Raw genomic sequence first — 20905 nt, 5'->3', positions numbered from 1 at the left:
CATGGCGTGCCGCTTACTTGCTGTAGTCGTACACCCCGCGCCCCGTCTTGCGCCCGAGCCGCCCTGCCGTCACCATCTCGCGCAGCAGCGGGCACGCGCGATACTTCGGATCCCCGAAGTCCTTCACGAACACGTCCATCACCGCGAGGCACACGTCGAGGCCCACGAGATCGGCCAGCGCGAGCGGCCCGATCGGATGGTTCGCGCCGAGCTTCATCCCCGCGTCGATTTCCTCCGCCGATGCGATGCCTTCCGCCAGCACGAAGAACGCTTCGTTGATCATCGGCACGAGAATCCGGTTCACGACGAAGCCCGGCGAATTGCGCACGCCGATCGGCGACTTGTCGAAACGCTCGGTCAGCTCGCGCACCGCCGATGCCGTCGCGTCGCTCGTCTGCAGCCCGCGGATGATCTCGACGAGCGGCATCAGCGGCACCGGGTTGAAGAAGTGCATGCCGACGAAGCGCGCCGGATCGGCGAGCGGTGCCGCGAGCGCGGTGATCGAGATCGACGACGTGTTGGTCGCGATGATCGCTTCCGGCCGCGCGACGGCCTCGATCTGCTTCAGGATGCGGCCCTTCAGCTCGACGTTCTCGGTCGCGGCTTCGATCACGATATCGGCCGACGCGAGCTTCGCGTAGTCGGTCGACGTCGTGATGCGCGCCAGCGCCGCGTCGCGCGTGGCGGCGTCGAGCTTGTCCTTCGACACGAGCCGCTCGAGGCTGCCCTTCAGCGTCGCGATGCCCTTCTCGAGCGCGGCGTCGCTCACGTCGATCATCACCACGTTGAGCCCTGCAACGGCGGCGGTCTGCGCAATGCCGTTGCCCATGGTTCCGGCGCCCACGACGCCGACGATTTCGATGGCCATGAAATTTCCTGTGTGTTCGGGTGCTGAGCGTTCGATTATCAGATGTTCTCGAAGATCGCAGCAATCCCCTGGCCGCCGCCGATGCACATCGTCACGAGCGCGTAACGCCCGCCGATGCGCTTCAGTTCGTACAGTGCCTTGACCGTGATCAATGCGCCGGTCGCGCCGATCGGGTGACCGAGCGAGATGCCCGAGCCGTTCGGGTTGACCTTCGCCGGATCGAGGCCCAGCTCCTGCGTGACCGCGCACGCCTGCGCGGCGAACGCTTCGTTCGCCTCGATCACGTCGAGATCGGTGATCTTCAGGCCCGCGCGTTCGAGCGCCTTCTGCGTGGCCGGCACGGGGCCGATGCCCATGTACGCCGGATCGACGCCGGCGTGCGCATACGCGACGAGACGGGCGAGCGGCTTCACGCCCTGCGCGCGCGCGGCGTCGGCGCTCATCATCAGCACGGCGGCGGCCGCATCGTTGATGCCCGACGCATTGCCGGCCGTCACGGTGCCGTCCTCTTTCTTGAACACCGGGCGCAGCTTCGTGAAATCGTCGGCGCTCGCGTCGTGACGCACGTGCTCGTCGGTGTCGAACGCGACTTCGCCCTTCTTCGTGCGGATCGAGATCGGCAGGATCTGATCCTTGAAACGCCCTTCCGCGATCGCGCGCGCCGCGCGACGATGCGATTCGAGTGCGAGCGCATCCTGCGCGTCGCGCGTGATGCCGTACTTCGCCGCGACGTTCTCGGCCGTCACGCCCATGTGGATCGTCTGGAACGGGTCGTGCAGCGCGCCGAGCATCATGTCGACGAGCTTGCCGTCACCCATGCGCTGGCCGAAGCGCGCGGCCGGCACGGTGTACGGTGCGCGGCTCATGCTTTCCGAGCCGCCGCCGATCGCGACGTCGGCGTCGCCGAGCATGATCGTCTGCGCGGCCGACACGATCGCCTGCAGGCCCGAACCGCACAGGCGGTTCACGGTCAGCGCGGGCGTGTGCTGCGCGACGCCGCCGTTGATCGCCGCGACGCGCGCGAGATACATGTCCTTCGGCTCGGTGTTCACGACGTGGCCGAACACGACATGCCCGACCGCGTCACCCGGCACGTTCGCGCGCGACAGCACGTCGGCGACCACCTTCGCACCGAGGTCGGTCGGCGAGAAATCCTTCAGGCTGCCGCCAAAATCACCGATCGCGGTACGGACACCGCTCACCACCACGACTTCTTTCGCTGCATTGCTCATCGTCTCACTCCGGTTCGTTCGCGCCCGCAGGCGCGGGGATGCATTGCGTTACATGTTCGGGTAATTCGGCCCGCCGCCGCCTTCCGGCGTGATCCACACGATGTTCTGCGTCGGGTCCTTGATGTCGCAGGTCTTGCAGTGCACGCAGTTCTGCGCGTTGATCACCAGCCGGTCGCTGCCGTCGTCGTTCTTCACGAACTCGTACACGGCCGCCGGGCAGAAACGCCCCTCCGGCCCCGCGTACGTGCGCAGGTTCACGTTCACCGGCACGTTCGCATCCTTCAGCGTCAGGTGCGCCGGCTGGTTCTCCTCGTGGTTCGTGTTCGAGATGAACACCGACGACAGCCGGTCAAACGTCAGCTTGCCGTCCGGCTTCGGGTACTCGATCGGCTGGCATTGCGACGCCGGCTTCAGCATCTCGTGGTCCGCGTGCTTGTGATGCAGCGTCCACGGCACGTTGCCGCCCATCACCTTCTGCTCGAGCCCGACCATCAGCGTGCCCAGGTACAGCCCCTTGGCCATCCACTGCTTGAAGTTGCGCGCGCGGTACAGCTCCGTGTACAGCCACGATTGCTTGAAGGCGTCCGGGTACGCGTTGAGTTCGTCCGACTGGCGGCCGGCATGCACCGCGTCGAACGCGGCGTCGGCCGCCAGCATGCCGGTCTTGATCGCCGCGTGGCTGCCCTTGATCCGCGACGCGTTCAGGAAGCCCGCGTCGTCGCCGATCAGCGCGCCGCCCGGGAACACCGTCTTCGGCAGCGACAGCAGCCCGCCCGCGGTGATCGCGCGCGCGCCGTACGACACGCGCTTGCCGCCTTCCAGGAACGCGCGGATCGACGGATGCGTCTTGTAGCGCTGGAATTCCTCGAACGGCGACAGGTACGGGTTCGTGTAGCCGAGGCCCACCACGAAGCCGACCACGACCTGGTTGTTGCCCATGTGATACAGGAACGAGCCGCCGTAGGTATCCGACTTCAGCGGCCAGCCGGCCGTGTGGATCACGAGGCCCGGCTTGTGCTTGGCCGGATCGATTTCCCACAGCTCCTTGATGCCGATCCCGTACGCCTGCGGATCGGCGTTCGCGTCGAGCTTGAACTTCGAGATCAGCTGACGGCCGAGGTGGCCACGGCAGCCTTCGGCGAACAGCGTGTACTTCGCATGCAGCTCCATGCCGAGCTGGAAGTTCTCGGTCGGCTCGCCGTCCTTGCCCACGCCCATGTTGCCGGTCGCGACGCCTTTGACCGAGCCGTCGTCGTTGTACAGGATCTCGGCCGCGGGGAAGCCGGGGAAGATCTCGACGCCCAGCGCTTCGGCCTGCGCCCCGAGCCAGCGCGTGACGTTGCCCAGCGAAATCACGTAGTTGCCGTGGTTCTGGAAATTGGCCGGCAGCGCCCAGTTCGGCGTGGTGACCGCGCTTTTCTCGGACAGGAACAGGAAGCGGTCTTCCGTCACCTCGACGTCGAGCGGTGCGCCGCGCTCCTTCCAGTCGGGGAACAGTTCGGTGATCGCGCGCGGGTCCATCACCGCGCCCGACAGGATGTGCGCGCCGATCTCGGAACCCTTCTCGAGCACGCACACGCCGATTTCGGTGCCTTTCTCGGCGGCCAGCTGCTTGAGCCGGATCGCCGCCGACAGCCCGGCGGGGCCGCCGCCGACGATCACGACGTCGTATTCCATCGATTCGCGCGGGCCGTACTGCGCGAGCAAGTCCTGTGTGGTCAAAATCCTGTCTCCTCCTGCGTCCCGACCGTGCCGGTCAGAACTGGTCTTCCGTCAACGCGAGCACGCCCTCGTTGCCCTTCGTGCCGACGATCGACGCTTCGAGCGCGCCGGCCTGCACCAGCACGTGCTCCGCATAGCATTGCGCGATCGCGATCTTCGCGTCGAAGAACGCCGGGTCGCTCGCCCGCCGCGCCTGCGCGGCCACCAGCGCGCGCCCCATCTGCCACCCGCACAGCACCACCCCCGCCAGCTTCAGGTACGGCACGCTGCCCGCGAACACCGCGTTCGGGTCCTGCTTCACGTTCGCCACCACGTAATCCACCACCGACGACAGCGCCTTCGCGCCCTTCTCCAGCTGCGCCTTCACCGAGGCCGCCGCCGCGCCGTCCAGCTTGCCCAGCGCCGCCACCGTCTCGCCGATCTCCGCGATCAGCGCCTTCGCCACCGCGCCGCCGTCGCGCATCGTCTTGCGACCCACCAGATCGTTCGCCTGGATCGCCGTCGTGCCTTCGTAGATCGCCAGGATACGTGCATCGCGGTAATACTGCGCCGCGCCCGTCTCCTCGATGAAGCCCATCCCGCCGTGTACCTGCACGCCCAGGCTCGCCACGTCGTTCACCATCTCCGTGCTCCAGCCCTTCACCACCGGCACCAGATACTCGTAGATTGCCTGATGACGCGCGCGCGTCGCCTCGTCCGAATGGCGGTGGGCAATGTCGCTGTGCGCGGCCGCCACGTACGCCAGCGCCCGCGCGCCTTCGGTCAGCGCGCGCATCGTGCCGAGCATGCGGCGCACGTCCGGGTGATGGATGATCGTCACCGACTGCTTCGCCGACCCGTCCACCGGGCGGCTCTGCACGCGCTCCTTCGCGAATGCCGCGGCCTTCTGGTACGCGCGGTCGGCCACGCCGATCCCCTGCATCCCGACGCCGAAGCGCGCCGCGTTCATCATGATGAACATGTATTCGAGGCCGCGGTTTTCCTCGCCGACCAGGTAGCCGATCGCGCCGCCATGGTCGCCGTACTGCAGCACCGCGGTCGGGCTCGCCTTGATCCCGAGCTTGTGCTCGATCGACACGCAGTGCACGTCGTTGCGCGCGCCCAGCGAGCCGTCGTCGTTGACGAGGAACTTCGGCACGATGAACAGCGAGATGCCCTTCACGCCTTCCGGCGCGTTCGGCGTGCGCGCCAGCACCAGGTGGACGATGTTGTCCGCCATGTCGTGCTCGCCCCACGTGATGAAGATCTTCGTGCCGAACACCTTGTACGTGCCGTCGCCCTGCGGCTCGGCGCGCGAGCGCACCAGCGCGAGGTCGGAGCCCGCCTGCGGCTCGGTCAGGTTCATCGTGCCGGTCCACTCGCCCGAGATCAGCTTCGGCACGTAGCGCTGCTTCTGCTCATCGGTGCCGGCCGTCAGCAGCGCCTCGATCGCGCCGTCGGTCAGCAGCGGGCACAGCGCGAACGACAGGTTCGATGCGTTGAGCATCTCGATGCACGGCGTCGCGATCAGCTTAGGCAGCCCCTGGCCATCGTACTCGACCGGATGCTGCAGCCCCTGCCAGCCGCCTTCGACGAACTGGCGGAACGCGTCGCCGAAGCCGGGCGTCGCGGTCACGACGCCGTCCTTCCAACTGCTCGGGTTGCGGTCGCCTTCGACGTTCAGCGGCGCCAGCACCTCGCCGCAGAATTTCGCGGATTCGTCGAGCACGGCCTGCGCCGTGTCGTAACCGGCATCCTCGAAGCCCGGCAACTGCGCAACGGCGTCGATGCCGGCCAGTTCCTTCAGCACGAACAGCATGTCCTTGACGGGGGCGTGATAGCTCATGGTCGATGTTCCAATCAGACGGTATATGAGGGGCGCAACAGGGCTCGATGCGGCCAAACCGGCCAGGCCCTGGCGACGACGTGAGCCATCCTAATGCCGGGGCGGTCGATTCTCATTGTCATATCCGGCCCATGTGGTGACAAAATCGGCCACGGGATTCGGGGAAGTAGACGGGGAAAGCCGGCTGGGTGCGGGTTTGCGCGGGGGCGGGTTGGCTGGTTTCGGCGATTGGGCGAGCAATTGGCATGCCGCGCGGGGCGGGTCAAGGGGGCCAGATTGGGCGATGCCCTTCGGGGCGTCGGGCGCCCTTGCCGCCGCATATGTGCCCCCCAGCGACGAGCCTCTTCGCCGTCGCGAGCCCCATGCCGCTCGTCCCGCCGATGATGACCGCTCGTTTTTCTCCCTACCGCTCCCTGGTGCTTTCCTCCGTCAGGGTTGGCTTGCCAGTTTTGAACCGCTTTGTACGACGCTTGGCGCAAACGATGCGAGGTTCGACAGGTTGACGCCGGAGACATTGGCGACCGCCTGCCACGCGGCCTCCTGATTCGCGCCATCGAGGAGGTGCGGCTGGCGCTGCGCCTCGATCGGGCCTGTGAATTTCCCTTTGGCCGACGCGAAGAATTGCCCTGAGACGTCGGTTCCGAACGCCGACGCCTGAAGGTACCGACGGGCCGCAGTCTCCGGCGTCTGATTCATGCCGGGGATGAGGTTCACGATCGGGATCATCAGATATTTCACCGCCCAGCCGGCGTTTCGCCCCACGTTGGTGGCGGTCGCCGCACCGGGCGAGACGGCGAACACGGCCATGCCGGAGGGCAGCCGGCGCGCGAGCGCCGCAGCCCACCAGGCAACGATGAGCTTCGCGTCGGCATACGCATTGTTAGGCACATATTTCACGTGAGGCCCGTTGCGCAGCAGCGCTTCCATCGCGGCGGTCAGGTCGCCTCCGTGGTACTTGGCGGCGAGTGCGTCCACGTCGGTGTATCTGAACATGGGTACGCCCCCCCGGGCAGGTTCCGCGCTGGCGATAACGATCCGCGCGTTGGGGCTCAGCAGGTTGGCGCGGAGCAACCCGACCGTGAGCTGATGATGGCCGATGAGCGGCGCCTGAGAAGCCTCGACGCCCGCCGCGGTGATCACCCGCTCCGTACCCGGGACCATCCCGGCATTGAGCAGCAGGAAATCAATCGGCCGACCTCGCTTGACGAGCTCGGCCAGGGCGGATTGAACGCTGGCCGGCTCGTCCAGTTCCAGCTCCAGCGGCGTGAATACCTGCGTCCCGGTCTGAGCCGCGAGCTGAGCGGCCGTTGCTTGAACCCGGGCCAGGCTGCGCCCGGTGACGATGACTTGGCGGTAGCCGTGGGCGGCGAGCAAGCGGGCCGCCTCATAACCGACCCCGGAGGTGGTGCCGGTGACGAGCGCAATTGAATGTTCCATGGGCATCTCCGTATTAAAGGGTGATGGTCGAGTCGCAAGGCCCCGCGAGGCCGAGATCGGCTTGATAATTTAGAACTATTCAGTTATAAATTTGCGCAGCGGACGTTGTCAAGGAGTTTTAAACCAAATGATTCAAAATACCGCCAGGCCGGTGGGCCGACCGCGCAGCTTCGACGAGACGGGGGCGCTGGAAAAGGCGATTCCGGTGTTCTGGTCGAAAGGCTACGACGGCGTGACGATTGACGATCTCGTCGCCGGGATGGGTGTGGGACGACCGAGTCTGTATGCCGTCTTCGGGGACAAGCGGGCGATATTCTTGCGCGCCCTCAAGATGTACGCGGAACGAAAGGGCGCATCGGCCGCGAAGGCACTCCTCTCGCCACCGGGTCTTCGCGACTCGATCACGGGTTTTCTGAGGTATGCCGTCGAAAGTGCGACCGAGAAAGGGTCTGCCCGGGGCTGCCTCATGATATGCGTCGCGCCGCTCGTAAACGACGCTGAGGTTCAGCGGTTCCTGCAGACCGCGGTCGAGGGCGGCGTGGCGCTCGTGGAACGCCGTTTCCGGGACGGTATCAGTGCGGGAGAAATCCCGTCCGACTTCCCCGTCACCGCGCGCGCAACCCAGGTCACTGACTTGGCGCGCGGGCTGACCATGCGTGCACAGATGGGCGCGCCGCGCAAGACGCTCCTCAAAGATGCCGAGGAAGCGGCCGACCTGGTTCTCCTGCCTCGGCGCGCCTGACCGGCGATCGGGAACGGTGGGTTGCTCGACGCCGTTCTTGCTGAAAAATCGCCTCAACTTCAACGACGCATTTTTCATGAATGGTGACACCCGACAGGATTTCCGATAATCGACCTGCAACGCAGTGGCTACCGCCCTGCGTTTGACTTTCATTGACAACGCCGTACTCGATCTCGGGATAGTGTTCGCCATCGAGTGCGTCGCCGCAAAACCGGCCAAAGCTGACCGGTACCGGAATGCGTAGCCATCCGCGATCAGGCGTGGTCGATCGATATATTCCCGTCCGTCGCCGGCTGAGCGGGTCATTTTTTCTCACGTCAGCCGGCGGAACAGACCTACCGGCAACACGCCCGTGCACTGCTTCCAGCTACACGCACAAGAATACGAACCGACGCATGAACCGACCGCTCCTGTCCATTCTTCTGGCAACGTTATTGACTTCGACCTTCGTAACCGGCGTATCGGCCAATCCGGCCGCCGAGTTGACGATCCCCGACACCGTGCCGCCACCGTCGTCGGTTGACTCCACGAACGCACAACGGACATCCATCACGCTCGCTCAGCTTGGGCGAGCCGCGTTCAAGGAAGGCAATTACCCGCTCGCCATCGAGTATTACACCGCCGCACTGGACGCCTACCCGCTGCTTGATGCGTTCCTGGGCCGGAACATTGTCTACAGCGCAATGCACGAGCGGGAAAAGTCTGCAGATGACGCAATCGCCGCGGCAACGATCATAAAAAACACCGGCACTAACTATAAGTTTGCGACAGACCTCTATCACCTTGCCGGCCTGGGGTACAAGCTCTCCGAGAAATATGACAAGGCGATAACCGCTTTTACGGACGCGATCGACCTCGATCCATCGGATCCTAAAATCTATGCCTCCAGGGCGAGTGCCTACAAACAAAAACTGGATTTCGAGCATGCGCTCGCCGATCTGGAAAAGGCAATGCGCCTCGATCCGAAAAGCATCGAGATAAAGGATAGTTATGCGATGGCGTTCGCGGATATGGGGTTGTACGCAGTCGCGATAGACAAGCTGAATGCGTCGCTCGCGGCGGACGACAGTTCGCCAACCACTTACATGAACCTCGGGCAAGTGTATATGTCGATGGGGAAATATGACGATGCCCGTCGCAATCTGGACAAGTCGTTGCAACTCGATCCGCAAAACTGGGATGCCGTTCAAAACGACATCAAATTGAATTTCTATACGAAGCGCTACGCAACTGCATTGCGTGACGCCGACAGATGGCTGGAGAACAACAGGGAATCAAGCAGCTCTCAATCCGTGGAATACATGCTCATCCTGAAGCATCTGATATCGCAGCGACAGAAAACGGATGACCGGGCAAGCCTGGAAGGCGAAACGTCGAAATTACGGGATCAGACCGCATGGCCCCGACCGATCATCGATTTTTTCCTCTTGAAAATAAACGCAGACCAACTCAGGAAAGCGGCGGCCAGTGGCGACGCGTATTCACTCAAAATACGCCAATGTGAAGCCGAAACTTATATTGGCGAGATGAACCTGGCAAACGGCAAAACCGATGACGCAGCGAAAAATTTCGAAACAGCCGTCGCACTGTGCCCGGTATCCTGGGAAGAATACGATTTTTCCCGATTCGAACTAAAGGCGATCAACGCCCGTTGAGCGACACGCGTGGCCCGTTATCGGGAACGTGGGGGGCCGCGCGCAGATCGGCCGCGAACGCTGCAAAAGGCCGGTAGTGCCCCCTTCGACCCGATTCGCCCCCCCTCTCGGATCAGCCTCCCTGCTTCACCGCCACCAGCGGCCCGACAAACGCCTCGAAGTGCGGCAACCAGATGGGAATCGCCTCCTTGACCGCGAACATCCCGTGCCCGTTCTTGCCGAACGCCGGCTCGACCACCATCTGCCCGCGCCCACCGGCCGCCTGAAACGCGGCAAACCAGGTCGCCACGACCTCCGGCGCGAAATACTTGTCGTTCTCCACGTAATGCCACAGCACCGGCACACGCGTCGTGCTCGCGAAATGTCCGATCGTGTCGGCCATCTGCTTCGGATCGCACGGCATGCCGGGATGCGTCGTCGGGTTACCCCCACGCCCACCCGAGAAGTTCACCACCGCGACCACGCCCGGCGGCGCGTAGCTTGCCGCCGCCAGCGACGCGAAGCCGCCCGCCGACTGCCCGACCAGCACGACGCGGTTGCGATCCACCTGCGGCAACGTCTGCGCGTATCGCACCGCCGCGAGCACGTCGCGCGCGGCTTGCTGCCCCGCAGCAAGGTAATCGGGATGCCGGCACGTGCCTGCATCCTCTGCGTCGACCCCGCCCGTCGCCCCGTACCCGCGGCGAATCGGCACGATGACCGCGAAGCCGTGCTGCACGAACGTCCGGATCTGCGGCAGCGCACGATAGCGGCGCACCTTCGGCCGGTCGCGCGGGTCCGGCGGGCTGCCGTGGCTCAGCACGATCAGCGGGAAAGGCCCGGGGCCGTCCGGCATGTAGGTGGTGGCGACGATGTCCCGCGTGCTCGCCCCTTCGTCGACCGGGATCTTGACGATGGTTTCATGCAAATCGGCGGCGATGGACGTGTCTTCGACCGCCGGCGCCGCGCAACCGGTGATGGTGGCGATAGAGGCAATCAATACGCCCGAGATCAGCCCCCGGCACAGGTGGATGGCGATCCGGTTTCGACGAACGGCGATGCTCATGAGGGGGCTCTCCGCGATTCCCGAGCCGACGGTCGGCGCTGCGCGACGCATACGGCGAAGGCGTCAGTGTATTCGTCCGGGCGGCGGTGCTGCAATGTGCGCCCCGTGTGGTGCAGTGTCCCTTCCGACGATGTCTAGCCGCCCCCGTCATCGCAGCGATCGACCCCTTACCCCGCGACCGCCACGCCCGCGTTCACGCTCCGGCCGGCACGCCGCATCAATTGCCAGCCGAACCACAGCATCCACAGCGGCAGCACGAGCACGACGACGATCTCGCTCGCCCCCGTCACGGCTTCGAACTCCGGAAAGAACCCCGAGACGAAGATGATCGCGAAAAACCACGCGACGATTTTCAACAGGAACGACCCTTGCCATCCGGCCTTCTTCAGATGGTTCGCGACGATCGGCGCCCAGAAGAACACCAGCGGGCCTTCGGTCCACCAGAGTCCGCTTTGCGTACCGTTGGCGACCGTCGCCCACGCGGCAGCGGTGGCAGCCCGGGTTGCGTCGTCTCCGCCCGCATACGCTTGCGCCAGCGGACCGAGCACCGACAGTTGAAGTGCCGCACCGGTCACGCCGAGCACCGCGTACAACCCGATGCCGAACGCCACCATGTAGCCGAGCGCGCCGAGTTCCTCGTTGAATGCGTGCAGGAAGTACCCGCCGATCACGAGCACCGGCAGGTAGAAGCCGAACACGTCGGCCAGCATCGACAGGCGAAACAGGTCACGCGTGTCGGACGGCAGGCTCAGCATCGTCGCGCCGTGCAGCAACATGCCGGTATCCGTGCCGGCCACCATCGACACCAGCCCCACGTTCGCATAGGCCAGCAAGCCGCCGATGATCGCGCTCCATGCCGTGAAGCGCATGACCTTGTATGAATCGTTCGTCATTCTCTTTCTCCGCATACCATGCCGGTTCTCGCGTGGAGAACCATTCGATGAACCGTGACAGGCCCGCTCGCGCGATACCGAAAACCGGGCCGCCCCAACAGTAGTCCACATTAATAATGATAGGTCGACATGACAAACACAAAATCGACCCGAAACACGAGGAAACGCCCTCGTGGCGACTGCATTCATGTCGACGCGCGACGCATGCACCCCGTGTGACCGAGCGCGAAACGACGCATCGCACGCACGTCATGTCACTGCGTTTCCTTGAGCGGCAGCAGCAGCCGCTTCTTCCCTTTCCTGAAGTTCGCGCCACATGATCTTTCCGGACCCCGACTTCGGCAGCGACTCGACGAATTCGACGATGCGCGGAACCTTGTAGGACGCCATATGGCCGCGCGCCCATGCGATCACGTCTTCGGGCGTGACGCCGCTAGCGCACGCCGGGGCGAGCACGACGAATGCCTTGACGGTCTCGCCGCGATGCGCGCTGCGCGTGCCGATCACGCACACCTCCTTGATCGCCGGATGGCGGTACATCGTCGTCTCGACTTCCGCGGGCCACACCTTGTAGCCCGACGCGTTGATCATCCGTTTCAGCCGGTCGGCCATGAAGAAATAGCCGTCCGCGTCGATGCGGCCCAGATCGCCGGTGCGCAGGAAACGCTTGCCGTCGATCTCGACGGATCGCTCGACTCATCGACGAGGCATGCGGCCGATCGAAGACGCTGCGCTGCCGACCACGCACTGTCATGTCGTCCGGCGGCGCGATTTCGTGCGCTAATATTGCGGTTCGATGGCGTGAATAGCCGTATCCGGAGCGGACACCATGAACGAAAAACCCATCCCGTCCCGCGCGAGTCGAGCCGTTCGGCCGCTATCCGTGTCGATCGGGCACGATCCCGTCGATACGAACGCGGCCTGTTCCGGTCTCGGGCGACACTCCGTCTCAAGCACACCGCCAGCCGAAACCACCGACACTCAGGCGCACACCCCGCCCTTTCGCGTCGCTTCGGCCGCCCCCGCCGGGTACACGCCCTCGCCGAACCGTTCACACCACGCGCCTGACGCCACGATCATCGCACCGCACGACCTTCTCGCGATGAACCGATGCAACGCCATGTTCCGGAGCACGAAATGAAGCTCGGCGGGCTGGGCCGCAAGATCGCGGTGTCGATGGCGGAGCTGGCGCTCGGCATCATGTTGATCGTCGTGCTGATGACCTACGCGTTCTACTACTCGCTGCTCCATCACTGGAGCGACATCTGCAATCAGGCGAGCTGGATTCCGTCGAGCACCGAATTGCTATGGCTGGGCGTCACGCTCCTGATCGGCCTGGTATTCGCGATCGTCATGTCGACGCGGCTCGCGCATCGCATTCTGGTGCCGCTCAACTCGGTCGCGGACAGCATTCGCCGCGTCGCGACGGGCGACCTGACCGCGCGTGCCGTCGCCGACGATCGGTCGATTCGCGAAGCCGCGCTGATCGCGGACGACTTCAATGCGCTCGCCGCCCAGTTGCAGCGCATGACGGACGAACAGGCGTTCTGGAATGCCGCGATCGCGCATGAGCTGCGTACGCCGATCACGGTCCTGCGCGGGCGCTTGCAGGGGCTGGCGGAAGGCGTCTTCCAGCCGGGCGAGGCGCTGTTCCGCAGCCTGTTGACGCAGGCGGAGGGACTGACGCGGCTGATCGAGGATCTCCGCGTGATCAGCCTCGCCGAAAGCGGGCACCTGAGCGTCAGCATCCAGGAGACCGACCTGGCCGCGCACGTGAAGGCGGTCGTCGAGATGTTCGACGCGTCGCTGGCCGCGGCCGGGCAACACATGGTGCTCGAACTCGATACGCGGCCCGTGCACTGTGACCCGTTCCGGATGCGCCAGGCGCTGCTCGCGCTGCTGGAAAATGCGCGGCGCTATGCGGTACCCGGCGCGATCCGCATCCACACGCGCGTCGAAAACGGTGCGTGCCGCCTGCTGGTCGAAGACGAGGGGCCCGGCATTCCGGCCGATTGCGCGGCGCATATTTTCGATGCATTCCGGCGCGTGGACGACACGCATTCCAGCCAGAAGGGCGGCAGCGGCCTGGGGCTGGCCGTGGTCGCGGCCATCGCGCAGGCGCACGGCGGCGACGCCTCGTGCCGCCCGACGGCGCGCGGCGGCACGGCGTTCGAATTGCGCTGGCCCGACAACTCCGCATCGCCGCGCATCGCGACACCGAACCGGAAGGACGCGCCGGCCGCCGCGCCGCGCAGCGTCGATACCGATCCGCGCTGAAGCACCGGCGCGCGACCGGGGCGCGCGTGCGCCGGCCTGACGCCGCGCCGCCTCGCGCAGACGCCCGCCATCGCTGAACGAGGCGCGCGCCTGCCGCGTCCATGCATGCGGCGCCGTCACGCCACCCGGCATACGGGGTCGACGATGCCCGCAACATGCCCGGCCGCCGCCACTTATTTGATCAGATGATTACGACGGCCCGGGATGCCGGCGCCGCCCGCCCCGCTTCCCGCCGCCCGCGAATCTTTCGCTCCCTCCATCGAACCTCCATCTTTCCGCACAAAAAACTCCATCGGCCGCACGCACACTGCGATCCGAAAATGCGGGCCGTCGGGTGCCTGCGTCCCAAGGAGTCCACATGAAGATTCAGAAACGAGGCTGCTACAGCGCCGTGTGCGCGCTGGTGGCGGCGATGCTGGCGGGCTGCGGGCCCTCCGAACAGCAGGCCGCCGCGCCGGCCACCCCGGTTGCGGCGATGACGCTGGCCGGCGCCCCCCTCGACCTGACCGAAGACCTGCCGGGCCGCGTCGCGGCCGTCCGGATCGCCGAGATCCGGCCGCAGGTCAGCGGCATCGTGCAGCGACGGCTGTTCGAACAGGGCACGGAAGTGCGTGCCGGCCAGCCGCTGTTCCAGATCAACCCGGCGCCGTTCAAGGCCGACATGGACACCGCCGCCGCATCCCTGCAACGCGCGCAAGCCGCGCTCGAACGCGCGAAGGTGCAGACCACGCGACTGAAGCCGTTGGTCGAAGCCGACGCGATCAGCCGCCAGGTCTACGACGATTCGGTGTCGCAACGCGACCAGGCCGCCGCCGACGTCGCGCAGGCGCGCGCGACGCTCGCCCGACGCCAGCTCGACCTGAAGTTCGCGACCGTCGAAGCGCCGATCACGGGCCGCATCGACCAGGCCCTCGTGACCGAAGGTGCGCTGGTCGCGAGCAGCGACAGCCAGCCGATGGCGCGCATCCAGCAGATCGACCAGGTCTACGTGGACGTGCGCCAGCCGGCCGCGTCGCTCGAATCGCTGCGCGGCGCGCTCGCGGCGCAGCCGGACACGGCGGGCAACGGGCTGCCGGTCGACGTGCTGCGCGACGACGATTCGCGCTACGACGTGAAGGGCCGCATGCTGTTCTCGGGCGTCAACGTCGATCCGGGCACCGGCGACGTGCTGCTGCGCGTGCTGGTCGACAACCCGAAGCGCGAGCTGCTGCCGGGGATGTACGTGCGTGCCCGCATCCCGCGCGGACACTTCGACAACGCGCTGACCGTGCCGCAGCAGGCGATCGTCCGCGCGGGCGGCAAGCCGCAGGTGTGGGTGCTCGACGCGAAGAGCCAGGCGCACCTGAAGGCCGTCGAACTGGGCGAGCTGACGAACCGCAGCTACCGCATCAAGTCCGGGCTGCAGGCCGGCCAGAAGGTCGTCGTCGAAGGCATGGAGCGCCTGAGCGACGGCGCGACCGTGACGGCGACCGCCTGGAAGGCGCCTGAAGCGGTCAAGACCGCTTCCTCGCACTGAGTCACGGGGAGCCTCCAGTCATGTCCCAATTCTTCATCCGGCGCCCGGTCTTCGCGTGGGTGATCGCCCTCTTCATCATTCTGCTGGGCCTGATCGCCATCCCCGAACTGCCGGTTGCGCGCTATCCGTCGGTCGCGCCGCCGACCGTCACCATTACCGCCACCTACCCGGGCGCCACGCCGCAGACGATGAACGACAGCGTGCTGAGCCTGATCGAGCGCGAGCTGTCCGGCGTGCGGAACCTGCTGTACTTCGAATCGGCGTCGGATACGTCCGGCCAGGCGAAGATCACCGCGACCTTCAAGCCCGGCACCGATTCGGCGATGGCACAGGTCGACGTGCAGAACAAGCTCAAGTCGGTCGAGCCGCGCCTGCCGCCCGTCGTGCGTCAGAACGGCGTGATCGTCGAGTCCGCGTCCACCGGCTTCCTGTTGTTCGTCGGCCTGAAGTCGGACAGCGGCCGCTACGACGAAAACGCGCTGGCCGACTACATGGCGCGCAACGTCGTCGAGGACCTGCGACGGGTCGAGGGCGTCGGCAAGGTGCAGCTGTTCGGCTCCGAACAGGCGATGCGCATCTGGGTCGACCCGCAGAAGCTGATCACCTACGGCCTGTCGATGAACGACCTGACGACGGCCGTCAGCCAGCAGAACGTGCAGATCGCGCCGGGCAGCCTCGGCGCGGCGCCCGCGCTGCCGGGCCAGCGCGTGACGGTGCCGCTCACCGCGCAGGGCCAGCTCACGTCGCCTGAGCAGTTCGCGAAGATCGTGCTGCGCGCGAACGCGAACGGCTCGAAGGTCGTGCTCGGCGATGTCGCGCGGGTCGAACTCGGCCCGCAGTCGTTCACGTTCGTCAACAGCGAGAACGGCAAACCGGCCACCTTCGCCGGCGTGCAGCTCGCGCCGGGCGCCAACGCGGTGAAGACCGCCGAGGCCGTGCGCGAGCAGCTCGACATGATCGCGAAGACCATGCCGGCCGGCATGACCTACTCGATCCCGTTCGATACCGCGCCGTTCGTGAAGATCTCGATCGAGAAGGTGATTCACACGCTGATCGAAGCGATGGTGCTCGTGTTCCTGGTGATGTACCTGTTCCTGCAGAACGTGCGCTACACGCTGATTCCGGCGATCGTCGCGCCGGTGGCGATGCTCGGCACCTTCACGGTCATGCTGATGACGGGCTTCTCGATCAACGTGCTGACGATGTTCGGCATGGTGCTCGCGATCGGCATCATCGTCGACGATGCGATCGTCGTCGTGGAGAACGTCGAACGCCTGATGGTGGAGGAAGGCCTGTCGCCGAAGGACGCGACGATCAAGGCCATGAAGGAAATCACCGGCGCGATCATCGGGATCACGCTGGTGCTGACGGCCGTGTTCCTGCCGATGGCGATGTCGAGCGGCTCGGTCGGCGTGATCTATCAGCAGTTCACGATGTCGATGGCCGTGTCGATCATGTTCTCGGCGCTGCTCGCGCTGACGCTCACGCCGGCCCTGTGCGCGACGATGCTCAAGCCGGTCGAGCATGGCCATCACGAGAAGCGCGGCTTCTTCGGCTGGTTCAACCGCCGCTTCGAGCGCCTGACGAACTGGTACGAAACGCGCGTCGGCCGGCTGGTCGGCCGCACGGGCCGCGTGATGCTGCTGTTCGTCGCGATCGCCACCGCGCTGGTGTTCGGCTTCCGCATGCTGCCGTCGTCGTTCCTGCCCGAAGAGGACCAGGGCTACTTCATGACCGGCTTCCTGCTCCCGGCGGATGCGACCGTCGAGCGCACGGGCGACGTGGTCAAGACGCTCGAGGAGCATCTCGCGTCGCGTCCGGGCATCGAATCGAGCATCTCGATCATCGGCTACGGCTTCTCCGGCCTCGGCTCGAACGCGGCACTGAACTACGCGGTGCTCAAGGACTGGGACAAGCGCGGCGACGCAAACGCGATGGACGAAGCGATGCGCGCGCAGGCCGCGATGGGCGGCGTGACGGAAGGCACGGTCATGAGCCTGCTGCCGCCCGCGATCGACGGGCTGGGCACCAGCTCGGGCTTCACGATGCGCCTGCAGGATCGCGCGAACCAGGGCTACGCAGCGCTCAAGGCGGCTGAAACCCGGCTGCTCGAACTGGCCGCGCAAAGCAAGGTGGTGACCGGCGTCTATCCGGACAGCCTGCCGCCCGGCACGAGCGTGAAGCTGGACATCGACCGCGACAAGGCCGAAGCGCTCGGCGTGTCGTTCACGACCATCAGCGACACGCTGTCGGCCGCGATGGGCTCGACCTACGTGAACGACTTCCCGAACGCGGGCCGCATGCAGCAGGTGATCATCCAGGCCGATGCGCCGGCGCGCATGCAGATCGAGAACGTGATGAAGCTCTACGTGCGCAACGCGACCGGCGGCATGGTGCCGCTGTCCGAAGTGGTGCGTCCGGTGTGGTCGGAAACCCCGCTGCAACTGGTGCGCTTCCAGGGTTATCCGTCCGCGCGGATCTCCGGCGGCTCGGCGCCCGGCTACTCCAGCGGCGCGGCGATGGCCGAGATGGAGCGGCTGGCCGCGCAATTGCCGCCGGGCTTCACGGTCGCGTGGACCGGCCAGTCGCTGCAGGAGCGCGAGTCGGCGTCGCAGGCGCCGATGCTGATGGCGCTGTCGATGGTCGTCGTGTTCCTGGTGCTCGCGGCGCTCTACGAGAGCTGGGCGGTGCCGCTTTCGGTGATGCTGGTGGTGCCGCTCGGCCTGATCGGCGCGCTCGCCGCGGTGCTGCTCCGCGGGCTGCCGAACGACGTGTTCTTCAAGGTGGGGATGATCACCGTGATCGGCCTGTCGGCGAAGAACGCGATCCTGATCGTGGAAGTCGCGAAGCAGTTGCGCGAGGAAGGCATGGGGCTGATCGAGTCGGCCGTGCAGGCATCGAAGCTGCGTCTGCGCCCGATCCTGATGACCTCGCTCGCGTTCGGCCTCGGCGTCGTGCCGCTGATGATCGCGACCGGCGCGAGCGCCGAAACGCAGCACGCGATCGGCACCGGCGTGTTCGGCGGGATGGTGACCGCCACCGTGCTGGCCATTTTCTTCGTTCCGGTTTTCTACGTGTTCGTGATGAGCATCCAGGAACGCCTCTCGGCATGGCGCGCATCCGGCAAGAAGCCCGCCGCCGTGACCCACGAACATGAAGGTTGATGCCATGCGATTACTCATTCTTTCCGCCGCGGTTTCCGCCGCCCTCGCGCTGTCGGCGTGCTCGATGGCGCCGAAGCTGGTCAGGCCCGAGATGCCGGTGCCGACCGCCTATACGACCGCTGTCGCGGCCGACCAGCACGCGAACGCGGCCGATCTCGGCTGGCGCACGATGTTCGGCGACCGTCGCCTGCAGCGCCTGATCGAGCTCGCGCTCGAGAACAACCGCGACCTGCGCCTGGCCGCGCTGAACGTGCAGGCCGCCGAAGCGCAGTACGGCATCCAGCGTTCCGCGCGCCTGCCGTCGATCGGCGCCGGCGCGAGCTTCACGCGCCAGCGCACGGCGGCTGATTCGCAGTCGAACCCGCCGCTGCTGGAAAACACGCAGAACCAGTACGGCGTGAACGTTGGCGTCAGCGCGTTCGAGATCGACCTGTTCGGCCGCGTGAAGTCGCTGTCCGATGCCGCGTTCGCGCGCTACCTCGCGACCGATCACGGCCGCCGCGCGGTGCAGATCGCGCTCGTCGGCTCGGTGGCCAACGCGTATTTCGCCGAGCGCCTCGCGCAGGAACAGCGCGCGCTGTCCGAGCACACGCTGAACGACTGGCGCCAGTCGCTCGACCTCGCGCGCCGGCTCAAGCTCGCGGATCAGGCCAGCGGCGTGGACATCGCGCAGGCAGAAGGCCAGGTCGCGAGCGCCAGCGCCGATCTCGAAGCGCGTGCGCGCGCCGTCGAGCAGGCGAACAACGCGCTGCGGCTGCTGGTCGGCACCGACCTGCCGAAGAACCTGCCGGACCCGCTGTCTCTGGAACGGCAGCCGGTGATGACGCGCCTGCCGGCCGGGCTGCCGTCGGAGTTGCTGTACCGCCGGCCGGACATCCAGCAGGCCGAACAGAATCTCGTCGCCGCCAACGCCGACATCGGCGCGGCGCGCGCGGCGTTCTTCCCGCGCCTGTCGCTGACGTCGTCGATCGGCTTCCTCAGCCCGGGGCTCGGCAGCCTGTTCGACGGCGGCCAGCGCGTGTGGAGCTTCGCGCCGCAGGTCACGCTGCCGATTTTCCAGGGCGGCCGGCTGCGCTCCGAGCTGAATCTCGCGGAAGTGCGCAAGTCCAGCGCGGTCGTCGAGTACGAACGCTCGATCCAGACCGCGTTCCGCGAAGTGGCCGACGGCCTCGCCGGGCGCGAGACCTTCAGCCGCCAGATCGATGCGCAGACGAAGGTCGTCAAGAGCGCCGAGCGCCGGACCGATCTCGTGAACCTGCGCTATCGCGCCGGCATCGAGGACCGGCTCGAACTGCTCGACTCGCAGCGGCAGCTGTACGCCGCGCGTCAGGCGTTGCTGGATCTGCGCACCGCCGAACTGAACAACGCGGTCGCGCTCTACAAGGCGCTCGGTGGCGGCCTGACCGACACCGACGTGCCTCCCGCCAACAGCGTGGCGAACAACTGAGCCATGAGCCGTCGCCGATCCGTTCGCGACGACTGAAAGCACGGTGAAGTCCGGCGGCGCACGTGCCGCGCCGCCGGCCCGCCGACCGGTCACGCTCACTTTCAGTGAACCCGATGAACCCTCTGATACTCATTGCCGAAGACGATCCGGAGATCGCCGAGATCCTCGATGCGTACCTCGCTCACGACGGCTTTCGCACCTATCGCGTCGGTCACGGCCAGGCCGTGCTCGACGTGCAGCCCGTGCTGAAACCCGACCTGATCCTGCTCGACGTCAGGATGCCGCAGAAGGACGGCTGGGAAGTCCTGGTCGACCTGCGCCGCCGCTGCGACACGCCGATCGTCATCATCACCGCGCTCGATCGCGAGATCGATCGCCTGCAGGGGCTGCGCTTCGGCGCGGACGACTACATCACGAAGCCGTTCAATCCGGCCGAGGTGGTCGCACGCATCCGCGCGATCCTGCGCCGCATCGAAGCGGCCGCGTCGGGACGCTTCATCAAGGTCGGCAACCTCGAAATCGACACGCAAAGCTACCTGACCACGATCCGCACGGACACCGGCGAAACCAGCGTCATGCTGACGCTGACCGAATTCCGGCTGCTCGCGCACCTGGCCGGCTCGCCGAACCGCGTGTTCACGCGCAGCGAACTGATCGACGCATGCCTCGCCGATGTGGATGCGCTGGAGCGCACCGTCGACAGCCACATCAGCCGGTTGCGCAAGAAGCTCGAATGCGCGGGCGCATCCGGGACGCCGGAAGTGATGCGCGGCGTCGGCTACCGGTTGCGCAGCGCGTAGTGAACGCGCGTCACGGAACGCGGTGGCGCGCCGCGCGGATCGCCGGCCTCCTGACGGTCGCCGTCGTGCTGGCGATCGCGTCCGGATGGTTCGTCGTCTACGGCCTGATCGTCGCCGTTCTGTCCGCGGCGATCGACCACCCGCTCGCGGTCGTGATACGGCAGACGCCGAGCGATCTGATACTCGCGGCCGTGCTGTTCGCCGCGCTGGTCGCCACGATCGTCGACCTCGTCAGGCTGGCGCGCCGAACGGACTGACCGGAACCGGCAACGGCATGCGCGC

15 protein-coding genes and 1 pseudogene are annotated in these 20905 nt (G+C 66.2%); 8 read left to right on the top strand and 8 right to left on the bottom strand.

What is annotated here, in order from left to right; translation table 11 throughout:
- Window positions 1-13 precede the first annotated feature (13 nt).
- The 5 genes from WJ16_RS17340 to WJ16_RS17320 form a co-directional block, all read right to left on the bottom strand.
- The gene (locus WJ16_RS17340; RefSeq protein WP_069258305.1) at window positions 14-868 is read right to left on the bottom strand and encodes a 3-hydroxybutyryl-CoA dehydrogenase; all 855 of its coding nucleotides are present in this window, start codon (window positions 866-868) and stop codon (window positions 14-16) included.
- A 38-nt stretch (window positions 869-906) separates the two neighbouring features.
- Entirely contained in the window at window positions 907-2100 is a 1194-nt protein-coding gene (bktB, locus tag WJ16_RS17335) for a beta-ketothiolase BktB (RefSeq protein ID WP_069258304.1), read from the bottom strand.
- A 48-nt stretch (window positions 2101-2148) separates the two neighbouring features.
- On the bottom strand, window positions 2149-3777 hold the full coding sequence (locus tag WJ16_RS17330) for an electron transfer flavoprotein-ubiquinone oxidoreductase (RefSeq protein ID WP_418219861.1): 1629 nt from the start codon (window positions 3775-3777) through the stop codon (window positions 2149-2151).
- Window positions 3778-3856: 79 nt separating this feature from the next.
- Window positions 3857-5647, bottom strand: coding sequence for an acyl-CoA dehydrogenase (locus WJ16_RS17325; RefSeq protein WP_069258302.1), 1791 nt, complete (start codon window positions 5645-5647; stop codon window positions 3857-3859).
- 429 nt (window positions 5648-6076) lie between these two features.
- Window positions 6077-7084 carry an SDR family NAD(P)-dependent oxidoreductase gene (locus tag WJ16_RS17320; protein WP_069258777.1) on the bottom strand — a complete coding sequence of 336 codons (1008 nt, stop codon included), beginning with the start codon at window positions 7082-7084 and terminating at the stop codon, window positions 6077-6079.
- Window positions 7085-7211: 127 nt separating this feature from the next.
- Between WJ16_RS17320 and WJ16_RS17315 the strand changes: the two genes are divergently transcribed.
- A complete protein-coding gene (locus WJ16_RS17315) occupies window positions 7212-7826 on the top strand; it encodes a TetR/AcrR family transcriptional regulator (RefSeq protein WP_069258301.1) in 615 nt (204 codons plus the stop codon).
- A gap of 395 nt (window positions 7827-8221) precedes the next feature.
- On the top strand, window positions 8222-9481 hold the full coding sequence (locus WJ16_RS17310; RefSeq protein WP_069258300.1) for a tetratricopeptide repeat protein: 1260 nt from the start codon (window positions 8222-8224) through the stop codon (window positions 9479-9481).
- Between the two features lie 112 nt (window positions 9482-9593).
- Here WJ16_RS17310 and WJ16_RS17305 read toward each other — a convergent pair whose 3' ends face one another.
- From WJ16_RS17305 to WJ16_RS17295, 3 genes and pseudogenes are all read right to left on the bottom strand, one after another.
- Window positions 9594-10526 carry an alpha/beta hydrolase family protein gene (locus WJ16_RS17305; protein ID WP_069258299.1) on the bottom strand — a complete coding sequence of 311 codons (933 nt, stop codon included), beginning with the start codon at window positions 10524-10526 and terminating at the stop codon, window positions 9594-9596.
- A gap of 167 nt (window positions 10527-10693) precedes the next feature.
- A complete protein-coding gene (locus WJ16_RS17300; RefSeq protein ID WP_069258298.1) occupies window positions 10694-11419 on the bottom strand; it encodes a hypothetical protein in 726 nt (241 codons plus the stop codon).
- A 249-nt stretch (window positions 11420-11668) separates the two neighbouring features.
- Window positions 11669-12100, bottom strand: a pseudogene (locus tag WJ16_RS17295) (AMP-binding enzyme); the annotation flags it as partial.
- A 456-nt stretch (window positions 12101-12556) separates the two neighbouring features.
- On the opposite strand from WJ16_RS17295, the gene WJ16_RS17290 reads away from it, so the two are divergent.
- The 6 genes from WJ16_RS17290 to WJ16_RS17265 all read left to right on the top strand — a co-directional run bounded on the left by WJ16_RS17290 (window position 12557) and on the right by WJ16_RS17265 (window position 20880).
- Window positions 12557-13696: an ATP-binding protein gene (locus WJ16_RS17290; RefSeq protein WP_069258776.1), complete on the top strand. Its 1140-nt coding sequence runs from the start codon at window positions 12557-12559 to the stop codon at window positions 13694-13696.
- Between the two features lie 358 nt (window positions 13697-14054).
- Window positions 14055-15212: an efflux RND transporter periplasmic adaptor subunit gene (locus WJ16_RS17285; RefSeq protein WP_069258296.1), complete on the top strand. Its 1158-nt coding sequence runs from the start codon at window positions 14055-14057 to the stop codon at window positions 15210-15212.
- 20 nt (window positions 15213-15232) lie between these two features.
- Complete coding sequence (locus tag WJ16_RS17280; RefSeq protein WP_069258295.1) at window positions 15233-18376, top strand: efflux RND transporter permease subunit; 3144 nt, start codon at window positions 15233-15235, stop codon at window positions 18374-18376.
- 4 nt (window positions 18377-18380) lie between these two features.
- Entirely contained in the window at window positions 18381-19823 is a 1443-nt protein-coding gene (locus WJ16_RS17275; protein ID WP_069258775.1) for an efflux transporter outer membrane subunit, read from the top strand.
- A gap of 113 nt (window positions 19824-19936) precedes the next feature.
- Window positions 19937-20623: a response regulator gene (locus tag WJ16_RS17270; protein WP_069258294.1), complete on the top strand. Its 687-nt coding sequence runs from the start codon at window positions 19937-19939 to the stop codon at window positions 20621-20623.
- Window positions 20623-20880 (top strand): hypothetical protein, encoded by a 258-nt coding sequence (locus WJ16_RS17265; RefSeq protein WP_069258293.1) that lies wholly within the window; start codon window positions 20623-20625, stop codon window positions 20878-20880. The genes WJ16_RS17270 and WJ16_RS17265 overlap by 1 nt, the downstream gene beginning before the upstream one ends.
- The last annotated feature ends 25 nt before the right edge of the window (window positions 20881-20905 follow it).

This window comes from Burkholderia metallica, assembly GCF_001718555.1.
Classification (GTDB): Bacteria; Pseudomonadota; Gammaproteobacteria; order Burkholderiales; family Burkholderiaceae; genus Burkholderia; species Burkholderia metallica.
This window is presented reverse-complemented; position numbering and strand designations above follow the sequence as displayed.